The sequence below is a fragment of the Streptomyces sp. NBC_01591 genome (assembly GCF_035918155.1).
Taxonomy (GTDB): Bacteria; Actinomycetota; Actinomycetes; order Streptomycetales; family Streptomycetaceae; genus Streptomyces.
This window is the reverse complement of record NZ_CP109327.1, coordinates 3,137,039-3,160,222: the sequence shown is the minus strand read 5'-3', so window position 1 is coordinate 3,160,222 and position 23,184 is coordinate 3,137,039. Positions and strand designations below refer to the sequence as shown.

The following is a 23,184-nucleotide window of genomic DNA, read 5'->3' as shown; positions in this document are numbered from 1 at the left end:
GACGGGGGACTGTTCATCGCTTCGTCCTTAGGATTCCCCAGTACTCACGGGGCACTTGAGTCGACTGGCGGGGCAATCCCCACACGCGCATCAGGCGCGGAGGGTCCCGCCCGGAGGGGAATTCTGTGTTTTCTGCTTCTTCAGCGACCGCTTCGTCGTCCTTGGAGGCGACTGCCAATTCTCCACGGCGGCGCGGCATAGCCCGGCTGGCCGCATCGGTGGTGGCATCCGGTCTGGTCATGGCAGGCGCCTTCGTCGGCGCGGGCAGCGCGGTCGCCGACGAGGCGCCGCAGCATCAGGGCGGCGCGGCCGCGGTGCTGGACGGGTTGAAGACCTTCGACCGCGCCGTGCTGCACGCGGACGGCAAGAACCAGGAGCTGCCCGCCGGCCTCTTCGAGATGACCGTCGACGGCGGCGGCAAGCTCAAGACGTACTGCATCGACATCCACAACCCCACCCAGGACCAGGCGAAGTACCTGGAGACCCCCTGGAACCAGACCTCGCTCGGCAGCAACAAGAACGCCGGCAAGATCCGCTGGATCCTGGAGCACTCCTACCCGCAGGTCGACGACCTCGCGGCGCTCGCCAAGGAGGCCGGCACCGGCCCGCTCACCGAGAAGACCGCGGCGGCGGGCACCCAGGTCGCCATCTGGCGCTACTCCGACGACGTCGACATCGAGGCCACCGACAGCCAGGCCGAGAAGCTCGCCGACTGGCTGGAGAACAGCGCCGTCGACCAGGCCGAGCCCAAGGCGTCCCTCGCCCTGGACCCGGCCGCGGTCTCCGGCAAGTCCGGTGAGCGGCTCGGCCCGGTCACCGTCCGTACCAACGCCGGCCAGGTCTCCGTGACCCCGCCCGCCGACGCCGCCAGCGGCGTCAAGGTCACCGACAAGGCGGGCAAGCCCGTCACGGCCGCGGCCAACGGCGCCGAGCTCTACTTCGACGTGCCGGAGGGCGCCGCCGACGGCACCGCCTCGCTGACGGTCCAGGCCACCACCTCGGTGCCGGTCGGCCGGGCCTTCGCCGGTGTGACCAAGAGTCAGACCATGATCCTGGCCGGCTCCAGCGAGACCACGGTCTCCGCGACCGCCACCGGGACCTGGGCCAAGAAGGGCGCGATCCCGGCCGTCTCGGCGAAGAAGAACTGCGCCAAGGGCGGCGTGGACGTCACCGCCGCCAACACGGGCGACGAGGCCTTCACCTTCGAGCTGGCCGGTGTGAAGCACACCATCGAGGCGGGCAAGTCCGAGACGGTCACCGTCCCGGTCGCCGAGGACCAGGCGTACGACTTCACGATCACCGGCCCCGGTGGCTTCACGAAGACGTTCAAGGGCGTGCTGGACTGCAAGACCAGCGGCAGCAACGCGGGCGGCACCGACACCCAGACCGGCGGGGACAAGACCCCGGCCACGTCCGGCGGCAGCAGCACGACCGGCGGCTCCGGTGACCTCGCCGAGACCGGTGGCTCCAGCGCCACCCCGGTCATCGCGGGCGTCGCGATCGCCCTCGTCGTCGTCGGCGGCGGCGCGGTCTTCCTCCTCCGCAAGCGGAAGACACAGACCTCCGCACAGTGATTCCGCACCGTCGCCCCGCACCACACACGGGATCGCGGAGTGACGAAAGCAGAGCGGACTGTCACGTTCGCTGATGACGGCCCCGGTACGCCGACGCGCACCGGGGCCGTCGCATGTCCGGAAGCAGCTCCCCGCACGCTCCGGGAGCCGGAACGGGGCGTCTCGCGGACCGAGCGGGTTTCCGTCCTGGGATGGACGTCAGGCAAGATGGGGTGTATCTGCCCACACATCGATTGCCGGACGGTTTCTCTTGGCTGAGTTCATCTACACCATGCGCAAGACGCGCAAGGCGCACGGCGACAAGGTGATTCTTGATGATGTCACCCTGAACTTCCTGCCCGGTGCGAAGATCGGTGTCGTGGGGCCCAACGGTGCCGGTAAGTCCACGGTGCTGAAGATCATGGCGGGCCTGGAGCAGCCCTCCAACGGTGACGCGTTCCTGTCGCCCGGTTTCAGTGTCGGCATCCTCATGCAGGAGCCGCACCTCGACGAGACCAAGACCGTCCTGGAGAACGTCCAGGACGGCGCCGCCGAGATCATGGGCAAGCTCAAGCGCTTCAACGAGGTCGCCGAGCTCATGGCGACCGACTACTCCGACGCGCTCATGGAAGAGATGGGCAAGCTCCAGGAGGACCTGGACCACGCCAACGCGTGGGACCTGGACGCCCAGCTGGAGCAGGCCATGGACGCCCTGGGCTGCCCGCCCGGCGACTGGCCCGTCGTCAACCTCTCCGGTGGCGAGAAGCGCCGCGTCGCGCTCTGCAAGCTGCTGATCGAGGCCCCGGACCTGCTGCTCCTCGACGAGCCCACCAACCACCTCGACGCCGAGTCGGTCAACTGGCTGGAGCAGCACCTCTCGAAGTACGCGGGCTGCGTCATCGCCGTCACGCACGACCGGTACTTCCTGAACAACGTCGCCGAGTGGATCCTCGAACTCGACCGCGGCCGCGCCATCGCCTACGAGGGCAACTACTCCACGTACCTCGACAAGAAGGCCACCCGCCTCAAGGTCGAGGGCCGCAAGGACGAGAAGCGCGCCAAGCGGCTCAAGGAAGAGCTGGAGTGGGTCCGCTCCAACGCCAAGGGCCGGCAGACCAAGTCCAAGGCCCGTCTCGCCCGTTACGAGGAGATGGCGGCCGAGGCGGACAAGATGCGGAAGCTGGACTTCGAGGAGATCCAGATCCCGCCGGGCCCGCGACTCGGTTCCATCGTCGTCGAGGTCGAGAACCTCTCGAAGGCCTTCGGCGACAAGGTCCTCATCGACGACCTGTCGTTCACGCTGCCGCGCAACGGCATCGTCGGCGTCATCGGTCCGAACGGCGCGGGCAAGACCACGCTGTTCAAGATGATCCAGGGCCTGGAGACCCCGGACAGCGGCTCCGTCAAGATCGGCGACACGGTCAAGATCTCCTACGTCGACCAGTCCCGCGCCAACATCGACCCGAAGAAGACCCTCTGGGCCGTCGTGTCGGACGAGCTGGACTACATCAACGTCGGCCAGGTCGAGATGCCCTCGCGGGCGTACGTCTCCGCGTTCGGCTTCAAGGGCCCGGACCAGCAGAAGCCGGCCGGTGTCCTCTCCGGTGGTGAGCGCAACCGCCTCAACCTGGCGCTGACGCTCAAGGAGGGCGGCAACCTGCTGCTCCTCGACGAGCCCACCAACGACCTCGACGTCGAGACCCTGTCCTCGCTGGAGAACGCCCTCCTGGAGTTCCCGGGTGCCGCTGTGGTCATCTCCCACGACCGCTGGTTCCTGGACCGCGTCGCCACGCACATCCTGGCGTACGAGGGCGACTCCAGGTGGTACTGGTTCGAGGGCAACTTCGAGTCGTACGAGAAGAACAAGGTCGAGCGTCTCGGCGCGGACGCGGCCCGCCCGCACCGTGCCACGTACAAGAAGCTCACGCGAGGCTGATCGTCTTGGCTCGTCACATCTACAACTGCCCGCTGCGCTGGTCGGACATGGATGCCTTCGGCCATGTGAACAACGTGGTCTTCCTCCGCTACCTGGAGGAGGCGCGCATCGACTTCATGTTCCGGCTGGCGCCGGGAGACGGTTCGCCGTCCTTCGCGGGCGGCTCCGTCGTGGCCCGGCACGAGATCGACTACGTACGGCCGCTGGTCCACCGGCACGAGCCGGTGACCGTCGAGTCGTGGGTCACGAAGATCGGCGCGGCGTCGCTGACGATCGCGTACGAGATCAAGGACCCGGACCAGGTGTACGTCCGGGCCTCGACCGTCGTCGTGCCGTACGACCTGGCCGAGGAGCGGCCCCGGCGGATCTCCGCCGAGGAGAAGCTCTTCCTCCAGCAGTACCTGGCCGAGGAGCCCGCCGCAGCATGACGGTGCCCGTACGGTCGCTGGAGTTCGCCGACACGAGGGAGGCCGCGGATCTCGCGGCCTTCCTCGGCCGGCTGCTCCACTACGACCGGGCCGCCGTCGTGCGGATGCAGGCGGGCGGCGGTGCGCTGGCGGTGTTCGGCAGGCCGCCGTCGTTCGAGGTCCTGGCGATCCGGGCGGCGCGGCTGGCCGGGCCGGCCGGCAACTTCGACGTCACCGTGTCCGCCGGTGAACTCCTCGAATCCCTCGACGTCGAGGGCGCGGCAGCCGGTTCGGGCTCCATGCCCGCACCGGTCACCGGGCCGCCGTGGACGGGGGTCCTCCCGCCCCGCGGCGGCTGGCGTGAACTGCCGGGCCTGCCCGACCCGGTCTCCCTGCGCGCGGCGGTCGCCGCGGCGGTGGCGGAGTTCCGCTCCCGCGACGAGGCGCTGCCCGAGGAGCGCCGTACCCGGGCGGAGCGGGACCTGATCGGCCGCGAGATCTGGTCGCGCACGGTCGCCGGTACCGGGCTTCCGCTGCGGGCCGTCCACGCCGCCCAGTCCCTCGGCTTCCTCCGCCCGGCGCCCGACTTCCCGGTCGCCCTGCTAGCGGCCGGGTCCTGGCTCCGGCTGCGTACCCCGTTCGGCTCGGTCGCCCTGCGCGGCCCGGGCAGCGGGCTCGGCACGCTCGCTGTGTCGGTGGGCACGGGCTGAGCGACTGGCCCTAGCCGGTCAGGGCCCTGTCCACCAGGCGCCGAGCGGCCGCGTCCTGGGCGTCCTGGGCCGGGTCGCCCATCCGCAGGGTGAACGTGGCGCTGGTCGCGGCCCGCGAGCCGTCCGGCGTCACCCCGCTCTCGGAGACGATCCCCAGATGGGTTCCGCCGTGGAACCAGATCCCGCCGTCGCTCCCGGCCACCGGGCGCCAGGCGATGCCCAGCCCGTAACGGACTCCCGGCGCCGCGATCCAGTCCTCGGCCACGACCGTCTCCTTCATCGCGGCCAGCTGGGCCGGGCGCAGCAGCCGGCCGCTCATCAGGGCGCGCAGGAAGACCCCGTGGTCCTGGGTGGTGCTGATGACGGAGCCGTCCGCCCCGCCGCCGGAGGCCAGCGTCGTGTCGGTCGGCCGGGCGCAGCCGGGGAACCAGGTGTGCGCGGTGGCCGTGGGCCGGGGCACGTACGGGGAGGTTCCGGGGGTGAAGGTGTGACGCAGGCCCAGGGGTTCGATGATCCGGTCGTGGATCTCCTGCGCCCAGGAGTTGCCGGTCACCCGCTCGATGATCAGGCCCGCCACCACGTAGTTGGTGTTGGAGTAGCCCCAGCGCCGTTCCAGGGCGGGCTGTCCGGCGTCCGGCACCCACAGGGGCGGCCGGCTCAGGGCCGCCTTCAGCTGGTCCTCGGGGGCCGTGGTGCGAAACCGCGAACGGTGGTACCCGGCCGGGGTGAACGCATCGGCCGCGTCGGGCGAGACGGCGAGGTAGTCGTTCAGGCCGCTGGTCTGGCGCAGCAGGTCGGCGACCGCGATCCTGCGGCCGTCGTTGCCGTTGCCCCGCACCGCGCCGGGCAGCCACCGCTCGACGGTGTCCGTGAGCGCGAGCCGCCCCTCGCCCACCAGTTGGAGGGCGAGCGTGGCCGTGAACGTCTTGGTGTCGCTGCCGATCCGGTAGTAGGCGTCCCGGGGGACCGGGTGATGCCGGGCCCCCGGGCCGGCGGAGCCGGCGCGGGCCGTGGTCCGGCCGCGGGCGCTCTGGACCTCGGCCAGTACGCCGGTGGCTCCGGTGGCCAGGATCGCGTCCACATCGTCCTGGAGGCGGCTGCCGAGCCCGGGACGGTGGCGGGGCGCGGCCGTCGACGCGGGGCCGGACGCTCCGGTGAGCAGGGCTGCCGCCGTGGCTGCCAGGCCCGTACGTCTGCTGATCACCGGTCCTCCTCGGTGCGCGGGCAGGTCAGGTCGGCGGCGGGGAGCGTGCCGTCACGCAGGTAGTCGTTGACGGCTCCGTCGGCGCAGGGGACGGGGGCGAGGCCGTCGAGTCCCCGCCCGTACACCCCGTGCGAGCGGATGTCCGCCGTCACCAGCCGTGAGCCGGTCAGGCGGTGGTGCAGTGCCAGTGCCCCTTCGTACGGGACGTTGTTGTCGCGCCGGGCCTGGAGCATCAGGACGGGTACGTCGTTGCCGATCACCGTGGCGGGTTCGCGGGAGGTGCTTCTCCAGAACGCGCACGGAGCCGTCATGCCGTTGACGAGCGGGCCGAAGACGGGCTGGGTGGCGCGACTGGCCTCCATGTTCCTCCAGTACGTCTCCGGGTCCCCCGGCCAGCCACCGGCCGGCCAGCCGCTGTCGCCGCACATGAAGAGGGCCCCGCCCAGCATGCTGTCCGCCAGCTCGGGCGAGGCGAGCAGCTCCAGCATGGCGGCGAGCTCCGGGCCGGGCTCGACCGGCCTGCCCGCTGCGGCGTCGGCCAGGTCCCGCACCGTACCGGCGAGCGCCGGGTCGTACTCCTCGTGCTGGATGAGCTGCCTCAGCACCAGCCGCAGCAGCGGCGCGTCGAGCCGGACGCCGGAGACGGTGACCGGGCGCCGCTCGGCCCCGTCGAGCAGCCGTTGGACGCTCGACCGCACGCGGGCGGGCGTGCTGCCGAGCCGGTAGGTGCCGTCGTGCCGGGCGGTCCATCCGGCCCAGGCGTCCAGCGCCTCTTCGAGCGGCCTGCCCGCCCGCTGGAAGAGTTCGTACTGGGTGGCCGACGGGTCGGTCGAGGAGTCGATGACGATGCGGTCGGCGCGGCGCGGGAACATCTGGGTGTAGACGGCCCCCAGATCGGCGCCGTACGAGACGCCGTAGTACGACAGCCTGCGCTCACCCAGTGCCGCGCGGATCGCGTCCATGTCGCGGGCGACGTTCCGGGACGTGGCGTGGGGGAGGAGCCGTGCGTTGTCCCCATGCTCCTGGCAGCGGCGTGCGGTGTCGCGGGCGGACCGTACCGACCGCTCGAAGTCCTCGCGGCGGGTCGTGGCCGGGCCGTGCACGGGCGCCGGGGCGGCGGGGTCGCAGGCGACGGGGGTGGACTCGCCGAGGAAGCGGGGATCGAAGCCGATCAGGTCGTAGCGGTCGGCGGCGTCCTTCAACGCGGGGCGCAGATACAGGGTGTTGGCGAGTCCGGTGCCGCCCGGACCGCCCGGATTCGACAGCAGGATGCCCCGCCGCTCCCCGTGCTTCGCGGTGGCCTTGATACGGGAGACGGCGATCCGGATCGTCCGGCCGCCGGGTTCGGAGTAGTCGAGCGGGACGGTCACCTTCGTGCACTGCGCACCCGCCTCGTTCAGCTCCTGCTGCTGCGGCGAGCAGGGGCCCCAGACGAGCCGCTGGTGGGAGGGGGTGGCGGGGGTGGCCGACGCGGGTACGTTGCCCGTGAATAAACAGGTCAGGCCCAGGCCGGCGGCGGCCAGCGTGGCGACGCGCATGGTGCTCCTCGGGATCAGGTGGATGACTCCCGCACGACGCTAGGGGCGTAGGCGGCGCGGGAACATCGGGCCACCCGGCCGAAGCGACCTGGGGCCAGCACCACCAACACCCGTCACGGGCGCGGCTGGTCGTCCGGCCAGACCCCGATGTGGTCGTGCTCCAGCTCCAGCATCACCCGGTGCTCCATCCCGAGCGCCTCCGTGTAGTCGGCCGGCAGTTGCAGCCGGCCCGCCCGGTCGAGCATCGCGTACTCCCGGGCCACCTGGGACTCCAGACCCGTCGTGGCGTCGACCTCGGTGCGGCGCAGCACCTCGGAGGACGTACGGCCGTCCCGGATGGCGACCGTGCGGCGGACCTCGTCGGCCACCGCCTGGTCGTGCGTGACGATCACGATCGTGGTGCCGAGCTCCTCGTTGGCCCGGCGGAACGCCGCGAAGACCTGCTCGCCGGTGGCCGAGTCGAGCTCGCCGGTCGGTTCGTCGGCGAGCAGCACCGACGGGTTGTTGGCGAGCGCGACCGCGATCGCCACCCGCTGCTGCTGGCCGCCGGAGAGCTGCTGCGGGCGCCGGTCGCGGCAGTCCGCGACCTCCAGGATCCGGAGCAGTGATTCGGCGCGGGCGGCCCGTTCGGCACCCCGGACCCGGCCCCGGCCGCGCAGCTGCATCGGCAGGGTGACGTTCTGGATGGCGGTGAGGTACGGGAGCAGATTGCGGGCGGTCTGCTGCCAGACGAACCCGACGATGTCCCGCCGGTAGCGGAGCCGTTCCTTCGGCCCCATCGACAGCAGATCGCAGCCCGCGACCTTCGCCGAGCCGGCCGTCGGCACGTCGAGGCCCGCCAGGATGTTCATCAGAGTCGACTTGCCGCTGCCCGACGCGCCGACCAGGGCCATCAACTCGCCCTCGGTGACCAGGAGGTCCAGGCCCTGGAGGGCCTGCACCTCCACCCCGTCCGCCGAGAAGATGCGGACCAGCCGGTCGCAGGCGATCAGCGCGTCGTGCCCGTACGAGGGCCGGTCGCGGCGCGCGTTGGCGCGCTGTTCGAGCTCGGCGAGTGTGGTGTCGGCCGACGGCGACGTCATCGGGTGTCTCCTGACCTGAGTTCGGTGATCGGTCCGCGGCGGCCGGCCCACCGGGCCTGGACGGCGGCCAGGGCGGCGGTGAGGACGACCACGCCGAGCGCCGGGAGCGTCAGCGACCACGGGTCGGCCCGCAGCGGAGCGGTGTCGAGTGCGGTGGAGCCGGGCCCGGCGGAGAGCGCGAGGCCCACCAGATCGACGCCCGGCGCCAGCAGCACGATCGTCGTCCAGCCGACGAGCACCCCGCCGAAGGCCGCCAGCAGTGTCTGCGGCAGCGATTCCAGACCGAGCAGCCGTCTGCCCTGCCGGGAGGGGAGGCCCATGGTCCGCAGCCGGGCCAGCAGGGCCGTGCGCTCCGGCGCGGTGCGCAGCAGCGACAGCAGGACGGCGAGCAGGGCGTAGCCCGCACCGGCCACGACCGCCGCCGCGTAGATCCCCCAGGCACCTTGCTGCATGGGGGTGTCGAGGAACGCCTCGCGTTCCTCGGAGCGCAGCCGTACGGCGAAGCCCTCGCCCGCGTGTTGTGCCGCCGCCCGCAGGGCCTTCGCGTCCGGGGAGCCGCCGGTGATCAGCAGGGTGGTGGTCTGCCGACGGGTCAGCGACGCGGCGTCGACGATCAGGAAGTCGCTGTCGGGGACGGCGGCGGTGCGCGGGGCGATGCCTGCCACCCGCACCGTGAGGTCCCCGGCCGCCGTGGACAGCTCGCGCGGCCGGTCGCCCAGTTCCGCGGCGACGGACGGCGACGCGATCACGGGCAGCACCGCGTCCTTCGGCGGGGCGGTCCCCTTCGCCGCCGGGTCCCCGGCGGGCCTCAACCGGTCGGCGGGGAACGGACCGAGGCCCGTCGCGCGGGCCAGCCGGGCGTACGTCGCCGGGTCGACACCCAGCACGGCGGTGCTCTTCATGCGGTTGTTCCCGGCCGGGTCGGCAGGCAGCGGCACGCCGGACACGACCTGTACCTCCGCCACCTCCCGCACACCGTCCGCCTCCCGCACCTCCCGGATCAGGCGCTTCGGCAGCGGTACGGAGTCGAGCAGGCCGCTGATCCGGGCGTCCGCGCCGACCGTGTGCACCGCCGCCCTGTCCCGCGCGTCCGCGACACCCGCGAGCACCGAGCCGCCGAACGCCGCCGTGGTCAGCGCGAGCAGCAGCGCGAGCAGTGGCAGGGCGCCGCCCGCAGAGCTCCGCCCGGCGCGGGCCAGCGACAGGAAGCCGACCGCACCGCGCCGCCGGGCCACGGCGCGCGAGGCGAGACGCAGCGGCAGCGGAAGGAGCCGGACCAGCACCAGGGCGGCGATCAGCCCGACGAGTACGGGAGCGGCGCTGACCAGCAGGTCACTGCCGCCGTCGCCGCCCGTACCGCGTCGGCGCAGGCCGGCGACCGCGCCGACGGCCAGCACCAGCAGGGTGAGTTCGGCGACCGTGCGCCGCCGTGACGGGCGGGCATCCATCAGGTCCTCGCGGGCCCCGGGCAACTGCGGCCTGCGGTGCGGGAGCACCGAACCCAGCGGCAGGGCGAGGCAGACCAGCGCGGCGACGGCGGCCGGCCCGACGACGGAGGGCCACAGCCGGGCCCGGTCGAAGGCCGGCACGGCGATCAGCAGCCCCAGCGCCGCCGCGGGCACCGCGATCACCACCGTCTCGGCGAACAGCCGGCCGCCGATGCCGCGCAGCGATCCGCCGCGCGCACGCAGCAGTGCCAGTTCGGTGCGACGCCGCCCGCCGATCAGCCCGACGGTCATCAGCAGGACGACGGCGGCGACGGCCCCGATGCCCACGGCGGCGACCGTGACGACCGGGCCGATCGCCGTACGCAGGGTCTCGTACCCGGTGAGGATCTTGTCCAGATCGGTCGTGAACGTGGCGTTGCCGCCGGCCACCGCGCGCATCCTCACCAGCCCGGGACCGCCCTCCAGGGAGGCGAGCGACGAGCGCAGCCCCGCCACGTCGGGGACGGTGAGGCGGGAGGCGTCCGGCGTGAACCGCCAGAACATCTCCGGCTCCCCGGCGGTGGCGAGCAGCGCGGGCGCGGCGTCCGGAGGCAGCAGGACGGCCGCGATCCAGTGGAAACGCGGGGGGTACAGCCCCGGTTCGGGAAGCAGGGCCGGGGTCCGGAACAGTGGCTCGGCCGACCAGTAGGCCCCCTGCGGGTGCTCCGGTGCGACGATGCCGGTGATCCGGACGGTCAGCCGCTTTCCGCTCTGGGTGGGTACGGTGATGGCCGCACCGACCTTGGCCCGGAGGGCCTTCGCCGTCTCCTCGGTGACCACGCCCTCCACCTCGGGCGTGTTCTCGGTGACCTCGCCATGGACGACGGGCCATTTCCCGGCGCGCAGGGTGGCGTGGTCCGGGATGGCGGACAGGGTGGAGTAGGTCAGCTGGGGGTCGACGAGGTCCGGCCGCGACAGCCAGCTGTCCGGGGCGGCGATCGGCTTACCGGTGCGGAAGCCGTACGCGGACTCGGCGGTGCCGGGCCGCACCTCGGCGGGCAGCGCGGACCGCACCTTGCGCCGGACGGCCGCCAGCGCCGCATCGCGCACGGCCGCCTCGCGCTCTGCCCGGGGTATCTGCAGTTCGGGCTGCGGACTGTTCAGCTCCAGAACGCTGTGCCGGGGGTCCGCGGCGGCGATGTCATGGCGCAGACCCTCGTTCTCGTAGTGCTCGACGGCGCGCGGGAAGGCGGCGGCGAGGAATGACGTCAGCAGCACCAGCAGCCCCAGCGCCCAGGCCGTGCCGGGAGCGGTGCGCAGCCGGGTACGGACCCAGGGCGCACTGGCGGCGGAGGTGCCGCTGCCTCGAACGGAACGCGGAGTCATGTCAGTTGTCCCCCTGGACGCGCAGCGAGGCCGCGGGGTCGGCCCCGCGCAGAGCGAGGGACACGACGATCACCAGCGGCAGCGCGGCGACGCCTGCCAGCAACGCCGCGATCTGCCCGGCCGGCAATTGCACCAGCACCCCGGGCACCGGCGCGGTGGCCTGCCCGGTCAGTACGACGAGCGGTACGACGGCGCGGTTCAGCACGGCCCCGAGCACGGTCCCGACCAGCAGCGCGATCGCGATCAGCACGCCCTGTTCAGCGGCGATCATCCTGGTCAGCCGTCGGCGCGGGGTGCCCAGCGCCCGCAGTACGGCGAACTCGGCGGCCCTTTCCCGCTGCGCGCCGACGGCGCTCACCGCGAAGCCGACCGCGGCCAGGGCCGCGGCGACCACCGCCACCGCGGGCAGTGCGGACTGCGGCCCGGCGCCCAGCGGATCGCCGACCAGTTCCCGCGCGATCTCGTCCCGGACCAGGACCTGTGCCGGTTCGGTGTCGGGCTGCGCCCGCAGCGTGGCGGCGACCTTCGCGGCCTGTCCGGGGGCGGTGCTCAGCCACCACTCGTTGGCTGTGAGCACGGCGCCCGGGCGCTGCGCGAAGATCTGGCCGACGGCCCTGAAGTCGAGCAGCACGGCTCCGCCGTCGCGGTCCCGGCCGCTCCCGGGAGCGGAGTCGTCCGAGCCGGCGCCGGTGGTCGGCAGTCGCCGCACCACGTCCACGATCTCCACCCGGACCGTCTCGCCGGCCAGTGTGACGTCGACGTTCTGACCCTTCTTCGCCCCGGCGGCCTTCAGATACGCGTCGGTGACGATGGCCTTCGGCATCGGCGCCTTCGGGCGGGGCGCGGTGACCCGTACGGAGAAGGCGGGCGTGTACTCCCACGTGTTCGGGGCGGCGCCGGTGTCGTATCCGAAGGCCAGCGGGCTCTTCGCGGAGGCGGACGCGTCCACCGGATCGCCGGGTTGCGCCTCGCCACCGGATCCGGTGCCGGTCAGTTCCGCGTCCCAGCCGAACCCTTCGGGGACCGGGACCGCCTGCTCGGTGCCGTCGGCGGTCACCGTCCGCAGGGCGCTGACGTCCAGCCGGTGCGACTTGCTCGGACCGGACGGCCGGTTGCCGTTCAGCTCGAAGCCGGTCACGGCCAGGTCACCCGCGGCCCCCACCGCGAAGGCGACCGGATGCGCCTTGCCGTCGACGGGTACGGATCCGGCCGGCACCCGGTAGGGCAGGCCGTAACGGTCCTCCAGCAGCACGGCGAGCACCGGCTCGTCACCCGGCCGTCCGTGCGCCCCGTCCGCCGTGATCCGTACGTCGAACCTGAGCCGCTCGCTGTTCTCCGGCAGCACCAGCCCGGCCCGCGCGGTCCTCGGCGCGGCGATCGGGTCGAACAGCCGCTCCCGCGGCCGGTCGGCGAGATCGCCGCGGATCAGCATCCGCTCGGAGGCGTGCGCGGTGTCCAGGGCGAGGACCGTGGCGGTGCGGTTGCCCGAGAGCTCCGTGGTCGTGCGGAACGCGGGCGCGGCCTCCCGAACGCCCGGCAGCCCCGCGTACCCGCCCGACTTCACCGGATCGTCGTCGGCACCGGTCGTCACGCGCACCGAAGCACCGGCCCTGAAGTCCGCCTGGTCGCCCTGCGAACGGTCCCAGGACGCGCGCTGCCCGATGGCCAGCATGCCCATCGCCACCGCGAGGACCAGCAGCAGCACGGGCCCGGCATTGCGCAGCGGGCGCCGGCTGAACTGCCAGCCGGACAGGGCCGCGATCAGCCCCCGGCCGCCCGCCGCGCCGCGTTCCGCGAGCCGGGCCGCGGGCGGCAGCAGCCGCAGCGTCAGTACGGTGCCCGCGAGCAGCAACAGCGCGGGGGCCGCGACCAGCAGCGGATCGACGCCGAGCCGCCCCTGCCGGTCCCCGCTCAGCACACCGCCGCCAACACCCGTGGCCCGGCGGTCGAGTTGCCAGTACGCCACCGCCGCGATCACCAGCAGCCCGATGTCGGCACCCGCCCGCAGCGGCGCGGGCAGGGACGCGCCCCGGCCGGGCCGACGGTCCCCGGCACCCGCCGCCAGCGCGGGCGCCACGACGGCCAGCGCGCAGACGAGCGCGGTGACGACGGCGACCAGCCACACGGTGGCGGTGGCGCCGCCGTCGACCCGCAGCCCGATCCGGGACAGCGCGCCGTGGCCCGCGAGCAGCCGGGTCAGCGGCCCGGCGAGCAACGGGGCGACGAGCGCGGCGGGCAACGCCAGCAGCAGCGCCTCGATCGCGGCGAGCGCCGTGACGCGGCCGCGCGATCCGCCCCGGGCCCGCAACAGGCGGGTCTCTCCGTCGCGCTCGCTGCTCAGCAGCCGGGCCACCAGCAGCAGCGCGTAACCCGCGAGCAGCACCAGCTGGACGGCCACGATCATCAGCGTCGAGCGGGAGACCAGCAGTGCCCGGTCGATCTGCTCCAGCACCCGGGGGAGCGAGGTCCGCGCGGTGGCGCCGCTCTTGAACTCGGGGGCAGCCGTCACCGTCTTCGGAGCGGCCGTGGCGGCAGTGCGCAGCGAGTCGATGCGGCCCGTGGCGACCGTGCGGAAATCCGCGGCCGCCAGCCAGGACATCGTCCCGGGACTGACCCGTCCGGAACCGGCCACGGCCGGGTCGATGAGCAGCGGACCGTAAGTCGTGAAGGCGAGCTTGCGGATGCCGCGCCCGCCGAGCTCGTCCAGCTGCCAGTACGGATCGGCCGGGTCGGACACCTCGTACACGCCCGTGACCAGGACGTGCAGCGGCTTCTCGGTCAGCCGGTCGGTGACGGTGAACCGCGAACCGGGCTTCAGCTCCAGCGCTTCGGCGGCGGTGCGGGGCAGGGCGACCTGGACGGGCTCGCCGGACTTCCCGCCGCCCGACGCCGGCATGCGGCCCGCGGCGATACGGACACGGCTGCGGTCGAGCGAGGCGAAGTGGGTGAGATCGGGCTCGCCGCCCCGGACGGCCGGGGCCCGCAGATCGCGCGGCAGCGCGTACGCCCCCGACGTCTCCAGCGGCCGGACGGTCACCGGAAGGCCGTCGAAGGCCTCGCGGGCCGCTTTCCGGGCGATCGCGTCGGCCGCGTCCCGCTGTGCGGGCGCCACCTGCGCGGACATCACGAGGGAGGCGGCGGCCGCCGAGCGGTGGGTGAGGGCGTGGCGGAGCGCCGCGTCGCCGACGGAGCCGGAGAAGGCGGTGAGCGCGGCCAGCACCGAGGTGGTCAGCAGAACGGCGAGGACGGCCGCGGAGAGCAGGAGCCGGTGGGCCCGCACCCGGAGAAAGACGAACCCCGTCACTCACGCCCCCCTGGGCCCTCGTCACACACACGCCCCCCGGCGTTGTACGGATGCTTTCAAGACGCATGCGCTCTTGGAAACCGCTTGCGTGCGTACTTGATGCGATTGTGACCGTTTATCGGTGACGGAAGACCGTATTCCGCGCCTGCGGCGGCGAATGGGGCTCAGCCCTGGGTGTTCACCATCGAGGCGGCGGCGTAGGTCAGGTAGTCCCACAACTGCCGCTCGTGCTCCGGCGCCAGTCCGAGCTCGCCGAGGGCCACCCGCATATGGCTCAGCCAGGCGTCGTGCGCCGCCCGGTCCACCCGGAAGGGGACGTGCCGCATCCGCAGCCGGGGGTGTCCGCGCTGCTCGTTGTAGGTACGGGGCCCGCCCCAGTACTGCATCAGGAACAGCGCGAACCGTTCCTCGGCCGGGCCCAGATCCTCCTCCGGGTACATCGGCCGGAGCAGCGGGTCCTCGGCGACACCCTGGTAGAAGCGGTGCACCAGGCGCCGGAAGGTCTCCTCACCGCCGACCTGTTCGTAGAAGGTCTGCTCCTGCAGCGTGTCGCGCGGATTCTCTGTCACCCGTCCATCGTCGCAGACGCACCGGCCGAGGTCCGTGGTCCTAGGCCTTGTCGGCAGCCCGGCAGGCCGTCGCCCGCCCGGGTTCCTGGCCCCCGGGCCCCCGGCGCAGGAAGGTGGAGGTATGGACGCACACACCGACCGGTTCGCCGCGGCCGCCGCCGAGGAGCGGTGGGCGATGGTGCGCTCCATCGTGGCCGGCGGGGCGCTGGGCGATCCCGGCTGGCGGGCCGCCTTCGAGGAGGTGCCGCGGCATCTGTTCGTGCCGTACTACTTCGTGGCCGGCGGCTACGACCGCATGTGGTGCGAGGACCCCGACCCGGCCCGGCGGGCCCAGTGGCTGCGCGGGGCGTACGCGGACGGGCCGCTGGCCACCCGGATCCGGGACGGCGAACTGATCTCGTCGAGCAGCCAGCCCTCGCTGATGGCGCGGATGCTCGAAGAGCTGGACGTACGGGAGGGGCATCGGGTCCTGGAGATCGGCGCGGGCAGCGGCTACAACGCGGCGCTGCTCGCCCACCGGCTCGGCGACGACGCCGTGACCACCGTCGACCTCGACCCGGAGATCACCGAGTCGGCCCGCCGGCACCTGGCCGCGGCCGGGTACCACCCGGCGGTGATCACCGGGGACGGGACACGGGGCTGGCCCCGGCGCGGCCCGTACGACCGGATCATCGCGACCTGCACCCTGCCGTGCGTACCGCAGCCCTGGCTGGAGCAGTGCGTATCGGGCGCCCGGATTCTGGCCCCGTTCGCCACCGGACTGATCGCGCTGCGGGTGCGGGAAGGGGCGCACGGGAAGTACGCCGAGGGCCGGTTCCTGCACACGGCCGCCTACTTCGTACCGCTGCGCGGCGTTCCGGCGCAGTCCGCACGGCCCCCGCATTCCGGCAGGGTGCCGAGGCGCGTCAGCGAGAACGATCTCTTCCGGTTCCTGCTGATGCTCACCGGGGACACCCTCGACCCGCGCGAGGCGCTCTCGCTCTGGCAGCGCGAGAAGCGCCCCGAGCGGGAGAGGTTCGGCATCACGGTCAGGGACGGGCGGCAGTGGGCCTGGCTGGACGACCCCGAGGGGCCGTACACCTGGCCACTGCCCACCGTGTGACGCGGATCAGCCCCGGCGGATCGTGATCGTCGTCCACGCCCCGACGTGCACCTTGTCGCCGTCCTGGAGCGGGACGGGGACATAGGGCTGGATCGGGTCCTCGGCGCCGTTGAGCGTGGTGCCGTTCGTGGAGTTCTGGTCGACCACGGCCCAGCTGCCGTCGGGCTGCTGCACCAGCACCGCGTGCTGGTGCGAGACGCCCGGATCCTCCGGCGGCACGGACAGATCGATGTCGGGGGACTCACCGGTGCTGTGCCTGCGGCGGCCGATGGTGATCTGGTTGCCGGCCAGCGGAAGCTGCTGCTCCGGGGAGTACGCGGGCAGGTTCAGCCCGGTCGCCTCGGGGCCGCTGCGCTGCATCATCGCCAGGAAGTACTCACGGTCCGGGGCGATGACCGCGGTCCAGCTCGCGGGCGGCTGGTTCTGGTTCTGCCCCGGGAACGGCGGCTGCTGCTGTTGCGGCGGCGCCGACTGCTGCGGCGGGGCCTGGGTACGGGACGGCGGCGACAGCATCCAGTCGTCGTCGCCGCTCTGCGGCCCCTGCGGCCCCTGCGGCCCCTGCGGCCCCTGCGGCCCCTGCGGCTGCGGGGCGGGCGGCTGCGGGGCCGGCGGACCGGGCTGCTCGAACACGGGCGGCGCCGACTGCTGCTGGAACGGTGGCGGTGCGGACTGCTGCTGGAACGGCGGGGGCGGCGCGGACTGCTGCTGGAAGGACGGCGGTGCCGGCGGACCCTGCTGCTGGAACGGCGGCGGGGGCGCCTGCGGGCCCGGGCCGGGAGCCGGGGGACCGGGGTGGTTGCCCTGTCCGGAGGAGAGCGGCTCGGCCGGGCGGTTCATCTGCGAGGGCCGCGAGCCCTGGTATTCGAACGGGTCGCGCTGCTGCTGCGGCGGGGCCGACTGCTGCTGCGCCTGGAAGCCGGGCGGCAGGTTGAGTCCGGGCGGCGGGCCGGGAACGCCGTGGGCCGGGGCCAGCGGCGTGTACGACGTCGCGGTGTTCGTGAGGAAGTTCCAGCGGCACTCCTCGCAGAACGGCGCCATCGCCTCGCGGGGCGTGCGGCACTGCGGGCAGAGCTCCGCCTGCTGGGTCGCATCGGAACCCGCGCCCGGCGGGTAGCCGTGACCGGGAGCGGGCGGCGGAGGCGGCGGCGGGGGGACCGCACCCGCAGGCGCGCCCGCACCGGTCATGCGATGGCCGCAGACCTCGCACCAGTCGTCGGAACCCGACTGGTGTCCGTTCGGGCAGGTCGGCATGTCGGCGCTTCCCCCTCTCCTGGGCCGGCCCCGGGGCCGGCGTATTCTTCCTGCTCTTCGCCTCCCGGCGGATCACTCCGGCCGGGCGGCTCGACTGTGTTGTTCTGTGGTTACTTGCCGTGTGGCTCTGTGCTCACTTCTTGACGCGAACGGTCTTGGTCGAGCGCGTTTCGAGTGTCATCTCGTCGGCGTCCGCGACCCTCGCCTTCAGTCGCACAGTACCGGTCGCGGCGTCCACGACGTCCACCACCTTCGAAAGCAGTTTCGCAGTGTCCTCGTTCCCGGACGCCGACGCCAGCTGCACCGCGCGGCCCAGTTTCGCGGTCGCGCCGTCGAAGTCTCCCGACTTGCGGGCATCGAGCCCCTGCTGGATGACTTGTGCCAGTTCCGCCTGGCCGGTGTAGTGCGCGACCTGCGGATTGATCGAGGTGGACGCCACCATGTCCTCGGTCCACACGGCCCTGACCAGGCCCTGCGAGAGCGTCTGCGGACCCCCGCCCGACGGGTCGGGGAGGACCAGCGAGACCCGGGAGGCCAGCATCTCCTGCCCGATCCCGGCCCGCGGCACAGTCACGCACACGTGGTAGTCGCGGGACTCGTCGCCCCAGGAGCCCGTGGGGTAGTCCCCGGCACGGGGGCCCGCCTCGGTGCGCCGGTCGGTCAGATCGACGACCGTCGGTGCGACCTGTTTCACGAACTTGATCTCGACCCCGACGGGCGTCCAGAGCCGCAGCGCGACATCCGCGACCTCCTTGCCCATCGCGTTCTCCATCATCTGTGTGAAGTCCGTGGCCAGCCCCGCGGGGTCGGCGACGATGTCGGCCGTGCCGAGCAGCGCGGAGGCGATCGCTGTGACCTCTTTCACCTCCCAGTCGGTGCCGACACCGCGGGCGTCACAGGTGAAACGGCCCGCGCAGGAGTCGAGCGCGGCCCGCAGGTCCTCCGGGGCCTCGTGCTCGTTGCGGCCGTCGGTGAGCAGGATGCCGTGCCGGATGTCCACATCGGCCGCGCCGAGGAGCCGGTCGGCCAGCCGCAGCCAGGTGCCGATCGCCGTACCGCCACCGGCGCTGAGCGCGCGCAGGGCGCCCTTCGCCTGGGCCCTGGTCTGCGCGTCGGCCACGGCGAGCCTGCCATTGCCCGGGTAGACCTCCTTGGCGACGTGCGTACCGCCGACGACGGCGAACGAGGTGCCGTCGCGCAGGGTGTCGATGGCCGCGGCCGTCGCGTCGCGGGCGTTGCGCATCTTCGTCGGCGGATAGTCCATCGAGCCGGAGCAGTCGACCATGATCACCACGGCGGCGTTCGGTGCCTGTCCGGGAACGTGCACGGGCGCCGCGGACGCACCGGACAGCGGGACGCCGCCGGTGGTGCCGCCCCCGGTCGAGGTGACCGTCACGATTGCGTTGACCTCGCGACCGCCCTCCGGCAGATATTCGTTCTGGTACACCTCGACGGAGAACTGCGGCACGTTCGACTTGGAGAAGTTGGCCATCTGGTCGGCTCCTTGGGACTCCAGGTGTCGGATGAAGACAGCTGTGAGGGAAGAAATACGGGCGAAGGCAGCGGTGGCGGACTGGGCGGTCGGAACTGGAATCAAGCGTTACGGAACGGGACTCACGTGGTGCCGCAGGCCGATCCTGCCCCCTGCTGCTCCACGGCGAACGGCAGCAGAGCCACTGTTACGTTGTCGTGGCCCCCACCGTCGAGCGCATGACCCACCAGCACCTGGGCGCCGTGCAACGGCCGTTGATGCGCGTCGGCCGGTACCGCCGCGGCCATCTCGGCCGCCGACTCCGCGTAGTTCCACAGGCCGTCCGTGCACACGACCACGAGACCGGACCGGTCCGGCTTGAAGGACGCGGTGTGCGGTTCCAGCTCGTACGCGTCGGCGCCGAGCCACCCCGTGATGGCGTGGGCGCGCTCGTCCGCGTACGCCTCGGCCTCGTTCATCAGGCCCGCCGCCACCATCTGCGCGGCCCAGGAGTCGTCCTCGGTCAGCCGGGCGGGCGGGTTGGTGCGGTCGTCGGGCACCCAGTAGACGCGGCTGTCGCCGACCCAGCCGACGATCAGCAGGCCGCCCGCCATGATCGAGCCGACCAGGGTGCACGCCGGGGCGTTCTGGTGGCGGCGCTGGTCGTGCTCCATGGCCCGGGCCGGCTCCTGCGCCAGCGCGTTGACCGCCTCGGCGGCCGCGACGATCGCCTCGTGCATCGCCTGCTGTGGGTGGGTGCCGCGCGGTAGCGACTCCAGAAGCGCTTCGTTGGCCGCGCTCGCGGCGGCCGCCGACGCCTCGTCGGGGCGGCTGGCCGACGAGACGCCGTCGCAGACGATCGCGACGACGGCCGGTGAACCGTCGGGCAGGGCGGTGGTCGACACCGCGAACGAGTCCTCGTTGCGGTGATGGCGCAGGCCCCGGTCGCTGACGGCGGCCACCGAACCGAGCTCCTGCTCCATGTGGTCGCGCTCGCGCGGCTGGGCGTGACCGCAGTTCTCGCAGTAGCCGTCGGTGTCGACACTGCCGGACCGGCAGGCCACACACCGTTTGGCGCCGGCCTGCGGCGTGGCCGCCACCGGTTCCGCGGCGGGGGTACGGGGGTCGGGTGCGGACGTGGGCGCGGGCGCCGGGGCATCGGCCGACGGCGCACCCGCGGGCGCGGGCAGCTCGAAGTCGCCGGATCCGCCGGATCCGCCCAGTCCATCGGATTCACCCGGTCCACCCGAGCCGTCCCGACGGTCGAAGCGGAGCTCCGCCGCACCGTTCTCCGCCGGTGCGGCCATGGCGATCGTCGGGTGGTCCTGGGGAGCGGCGGGCACGGCCGACAGGTCGTACCCGCACGCACCGCAGAACAGGTCCCCCGGCTCCAGCGGCTCCTCGCAGCCGGGGCACTTCGACAGGGCCGTCTCCTGGGGCTTCTGCGACATTTTCACACCCACGTCCGGGGGCGGAAACGGTTGGCCCGCTCCACCAGTTCGATCCTCTCATCGCCGGGCTCCGCAAGCCTGGCGAGCATCCGGTACGAACGCTCGAGCCCGAAGCGCAGGCCCCGCTCGTCCAGCTCACTGCCGAGCAGCGTTCTCGGCCCGGGCGACCCGGCGGACTCGGGCGACTGGGCCGAGGGCCGGACCGTGGGGCTACCGGAGAGTACCCAGTCGAGCGCCGTGCCGAGCACCTCGGTCGACAGCTGCTCCCGGCGCACCGCGTCCAGACCGAAACCGGCCAGCCCCGAGACCTGGGCCGAGGCGGCCATCAGGTCGACGATCAGCGGATCGTCCGGGGCCCGCTCGCGCAGCCGGGCACGCACCGCGGCGACCCGGGCCGCCGTGTAGTGGATCGACGCCTCCGGCACCGACTCCAGCGCCCTGACGGCCCCGGCCCGGTCCCCGGCGGCTATCTGTACCCGGGCCAGCCCGAAGGCGGCGCTGACGAAGCTCGGGTCCGTCGTCCACACCAGCCGGTAGTACTCGGCGGCGTTGTCCAGCTGGCCCAGCACCTCCGCGCAGATCCCCAGCGCCAGCTTGGGCGCCGGCTCGCCGGGGAACGCGTCGTACACCGCGTCGAAGGAGAGCGCCGCGTTCTCGTTGTCACCGGTCACCAGCGAGGTGATGCCGCGGTACCAGACGACCCGCCAGTCGTCCGGGTACTGGCCCTCCAGCGCCGCCAGGGTCTGCCCCGCGGCACCGAGCTCGTTCAGCTCCAGGCGGGCGCGCAGCTCGCGCAGCCGGGTCTCCAGCGAGGCCACGGGCACGGCGTTCAGCGCGGAGATCAGCTCGGACGGGGCGGTGGCCATCAGCCCGGCGAGGAATCCCGCGTTGGGGTCGCTCGCGTCGACCCGGGGCACGGGCAGCGCGAGCGAGGTGGACCGTACGTCGAGCCTGGCCAGCCGGGGGTCGCCCGCAACCGGGAGCCCCGACGGCGCACCGGGGTCGGCGGCCGGGACCCGGGGAGCCGGAATCGCGGCCTGCGTCTGCGCGTACGCGACGGCCTCGCCGCTCCGGCCCGGACCGCCGCCGGCCCGGACATGGGTGGGCGGCGCGGTCAGCGCGCCGGCCCCCGGCGCGGCGTACCCGGGGGCCGGCGGGGCACCCGAGGGCAGCGCGCCCGGCGCCGGTGCGGCGGGCAGCACCGGCGTCGTGGCCGGGGTGGTGCTCCCCGCCCCGCCCCGCCGCCGCCCGAAGCGGCCGGACGGAGCCGGAGCGGTGGCCCGGCCTCCCAGCCGCGACACATCGTCCGTCAGCTCGGGGAACAACTGCGTGTCCGTGACCCGTACTTCCGTGCCGAACAGCGTCGAGAGCGCCGGACGCGGCCGCCCCGTCTGCAGCGACACCACCTCGCGCAGCACACCCGTCAGCTGGTCCGCCATCTCCGCCGCCGAGGCGAACCGCCGTGCCGGATCAGGGTCGGTGGCCCGCACCAGCAGCCGGTAGAACGACTCGTAGGTCCGGAACACCTCGATGTTGTCCGGATCCGGCAGCGAGTCCACGAAGACGTTGGTGTAGCCCTGGAAGTCGAAGGTGAGCACCGCGAGCGTCCGCGCGACCGTGTACAGGTCGGAGGCGACCGACGGGCCGACCTCCGCCACCTCCGGCGCCTGATACCCCACCGTGCCGTAGATGGCCGACTCGTCGTCGTCCATCCTGCGGACGGCGCCCATGTCGATCAGCTTCAGCTGGCCCTCGGTCTGGATCGCGTTGTCGACCTTGAAGTCGCAGTACAGCAGGTTGCGGCTGTGCAGGTGACCGAGCGCCTCCAGCGCCTCGATGCCGTACGCGCACGCCTGCTCGACGGGCAGCGGATCGCGCTTCCCGGCGGCGGTGCGGCGCTCGTTGGCGATGTCCTTGAGCGCCTTGCCGCCGACGTACTCCATCACGATGTAGCCGTCGAGCGAGCCGGTGCGCTGGTCGAGATGCTCGACGAAGTTGTAGATCCGGACGATGTTGGAGTGTTCGATCTCGGCCAGGAAGCGGCGCTCGGAGATCGCGGCCTCCATGGCGTCCTGGTCACCGGTGTCGAGCAGGCCCTTGAGGACCACCCAGCGGTCCGAGACCGCGCGGTCGACCGCGAGATAGACCCAGCCGAGCCCGCCGTGCGCCAGACAGCCGGCGACCTCGTACTGGCCGTGCACGATGTCGCCCTCGTGGAGCTTGGGCACGAACGAGTAGGGGTGACCGCACTTGGTGCAGAACCCCTCCGTGCGGCCCACCCGTTCACCGCGGGACCGGCCGACCGGGGCCCCGCAGTCGGAACGCGAACAGAAACGCTTCCGCTCCGGCACCTCCGGGTTCTCCATCACCGCCGAGCGCGGGTCGGGACGCGGCACGTCCGGTACCTCGACCAGGCCCACGCCCAGCCTGCCCCGGGCGGACGCACCCGAGGACGAACCGGAGGAACGCACCGAGACCGAAGGGGAGGTGGCGGCGCCGGACAGGGAACGCGACAGCCGCCCCGACACCGAACGCCGAGAGGTCGACGAGCGGGACGAGGAACGCGAGGACGCCCGGGACGAGGACCGCGAACTGCTGTTGCTGCTCCCCCGACTGCCCCTGCTGCTGCGGCTGTTCGCGCCGCCGCCCGCGATCCCGGTGGGCGGCGAGCTCACCATCCCGTTCGGCGAGACGACCGGAGCCAGACCGCAGGTGTCGCAGTACAGCTCACCGCCGCCCATGTCCTCGTAACTGCCCTCGCACGCGGGGCGCTGGCACTGCGTACTCATGGTC

15 protein-coding genes are annotated in these 23,184 nt (G+C 73.0%); 5 read left to right on the top strand and 10 right to left on the bottom strand.

What is annotated here, in order from left to right:
• Nucleotides 1-125: 125 nt before the first annotated feature.
• The 4 genes from OG978_RS14675 to OG978_RS14660 all read left to right on the top strand — a co-directional run bounded on the left by OG978_RS14675 (nucleotide 126) and on the right by OG978_RS14660 (nucleotide 4,606).
• The gene (locus tag OG978_RS14675; protein WP_326765662.1) at nucleotides 126-1,574 is read left to right on the top strand and encodes a Cys-Gln thioester bond-forming surface protein; all 1,449 of its coding nucleotides are present in this window, start codon (nucleotides 126-128) and stop codon (nucleotides 1,572-1,574) included.
• Nucleotides 1,575-1,824: 250 nt separating this feature from the next.
• Nucleotides 1,825-3,489 (top strand): energy-dependent translational throttle protein EttA, encoded by a 1,665-nt coding sequence (gene ettA, locus OG978_RS14670; RefSeq protein WP_326765661.1) that lies wholly within the window; start codon nucleotides 1,825-1,827, stop codon nucleotides 3,487-3,489.
• 5 nt (nucleotides 3,490-3,494) lie between these two features.
• Complete coding sequence (locus OG978_RS14665; protein ID WP_124717647.1) at nucleotides 3,495-3,917, top strand: acyl-CoA thioesterase; 423 nt, start codon at nucleotides 3,495-3,497, stop codon at nucleotides 3,915-3,917.
• The gene (locus tag OG978_RS14660) at nucleotides 3,914-4,606 is read left to right on the top strand and encodes a hypothetical protein (RefSeq protein WP_326765660.1); all 693 of its coding nucleotides are present in this window, start codon (nucleotides 3,914-3,916) and stop codon (nucleotides 4,604-4,606) included. The genes OG978_RS14665 and OG978_RS14660 overlap by 4 nt, the downstream gene beginning before the upstream one ends.
• 10 nt (nucleotides 4,607-4,616) lie before the next feature.
• Here the strand turns inward: OG978_RS14660 and OG978_RS14655 are convergent, their stop codons facing one another.
• The 6 genes from OG978_RS14655 to OG978_RS14630 form a co-directional block, all read right to left on the bottom strand.
• Nucleotides 4,617-5,810: a serine hydrolase domain-containing protein gene (locus OG978_RS14655; protein ID WP_326765659.1), complete on the bottom strand. Its 1,194-nt coding sequence runs from the start codon at nucleotides 5,808-5,810 to the stop codon at nucleotides 4,617-4,619.
• Nucleotides 5,807-7,348 (bottom strand): alpha/beta hydrolase, encoded by a 1,542-nt coding sequence (locus OG978_RS14650; protein ID WP_326765658.1) that lies wholly within the window; start codon nucleotides 7,346-7,348, stop codon nucleotides 5,807-5,809. Before OG978_RS14650 ends, OG978_RS14655 begins: the two co-directional genes overlap by 4 nt.
• 113 nt (nucleotides 7,349-7,461) lie before the next feature.
• The gene (locus OG978_RS14645) at nucleotides 7,462-8,430 is read right to left on the bottom strand and encodes an ATP-binding cassette domain-containing protein (RefSeq protein ID WP_326765657.1); all 969 of its coding nucleotides are present in this window, start codon (nucleotides 8,428-8,430) and stop codon (nucleotides 7,462-7,464) included.
• The gene (locus OG978_RS14640) at nucleotides 8,427-11,243 is read right to left on the bottom strand and encodes an FtsX-like permease family protein (RefSeq protein WP_326765656.1); all 2,817 of its coding nucleotides are present in this window, start codon (nucleotides 11,241-11,243) and stop codon (nucleotides 8,427-8,429) included. The genes OG978_RS14645 and OG978_RS14640 overlap by 4 nt, the downstream gene beginning before the upstream one ends.
• A 1-nt stretch (nucleotide 11,244) precedes the next feature.
• Entirely contained in the window at nucleotides 11,245-14,547 is a 3,303-nt protein-coding gene (locus OG978_RS14635) for an ABC transporter permease (protein ID WP_326765655.1), read from the bottom strand.
• Between the two features lie 164 nt (nucleotides 14,548-14,711).
• Nucleotides 14,712-15,116, bottom strand: coding sequence for a globin (locus OG978_RS14630; RefSeq protein ID WP_326765654.1), 405 nt, complete (start codon nucleotides 15,114-15,116; stop codon nucleotides 14,712-14,714).
• Nucleotides 15,117-15,237: 121 nt separating this feature from the next.
• Between OG978_RS14630 and OG978_RS14625 the strand changes: the two genes are divergently transcribed.
• On the top strand, nucleotides 15,238-16,218 hold the full coding sequence (locus OG978_RS14625) for a methyltransferase domain-containing protein (protein WP_326765653.1): 981 nt from the start codon (nucleotides 15,238-15,240) through the stop codon (nucleotides 16,216-16,218).
• Between the two features lie 6 nt (nucleotides 16,219-16,224).
• Here the strand turns inward: OG978_RS14625 and OG978_RS14620 are convergent, their stop codons facing one another.
• From OG978_RS14620 to OG978_RS14605, 4 genes are all read right to left on the bottom strand, one after another.
• On the bottom strand, nucleotides 16,225-17,469 hold the full coding sequence (locus OG978_RS14620) for an FHA domain-containing protein (RefSeq protein WP_326765652.1): 1,245 nt from the start codon (nucleotides 17,467-17,469) through the stop codon (nucleotides 16,225-16,227).
• Between the two features lie 133 nt (nucleotides 17,470-17,602).
• Entirely contained in the window at nucleotides 17,603-18,961 is a 1,359-nt protein-coding gene (locus OG978_RS14615) for a vWA domain-containing protein (protein WP_326765651.1), read from the bottom strand.
• Nucleotides 18,962-19,083: 122 nt separating this feature from the next.
• The gene (locus OG978_RS14610; protein WP_326765650.1) at nucleotides 19,084-20,391 is read right to left on the bottom strand and encodes a protein phosphatase 2C domain-containing protein; all 1,308 of its coding nucleotides are present in this window, start codon (nucleotides 20,389-20,391) and stop codon (nucleotides 19,084-19,086) included.
• 2 nt (nucleotides 20,392-20,393) lie between these two features.
• Nucleotides 20,394-23,180, bottom strand: a complete 2,787-nt coding sequence (locus OG978_RS14605) for a serine/threonine-protein kinase (protein ID WP_326765649.1) — start codon at nucleotides 23,178-23,180, stop codon at nucleotides 20,394-20,396.
• Nucleotides 23,181-23,184: the final 4 nt, after the last annotated feature.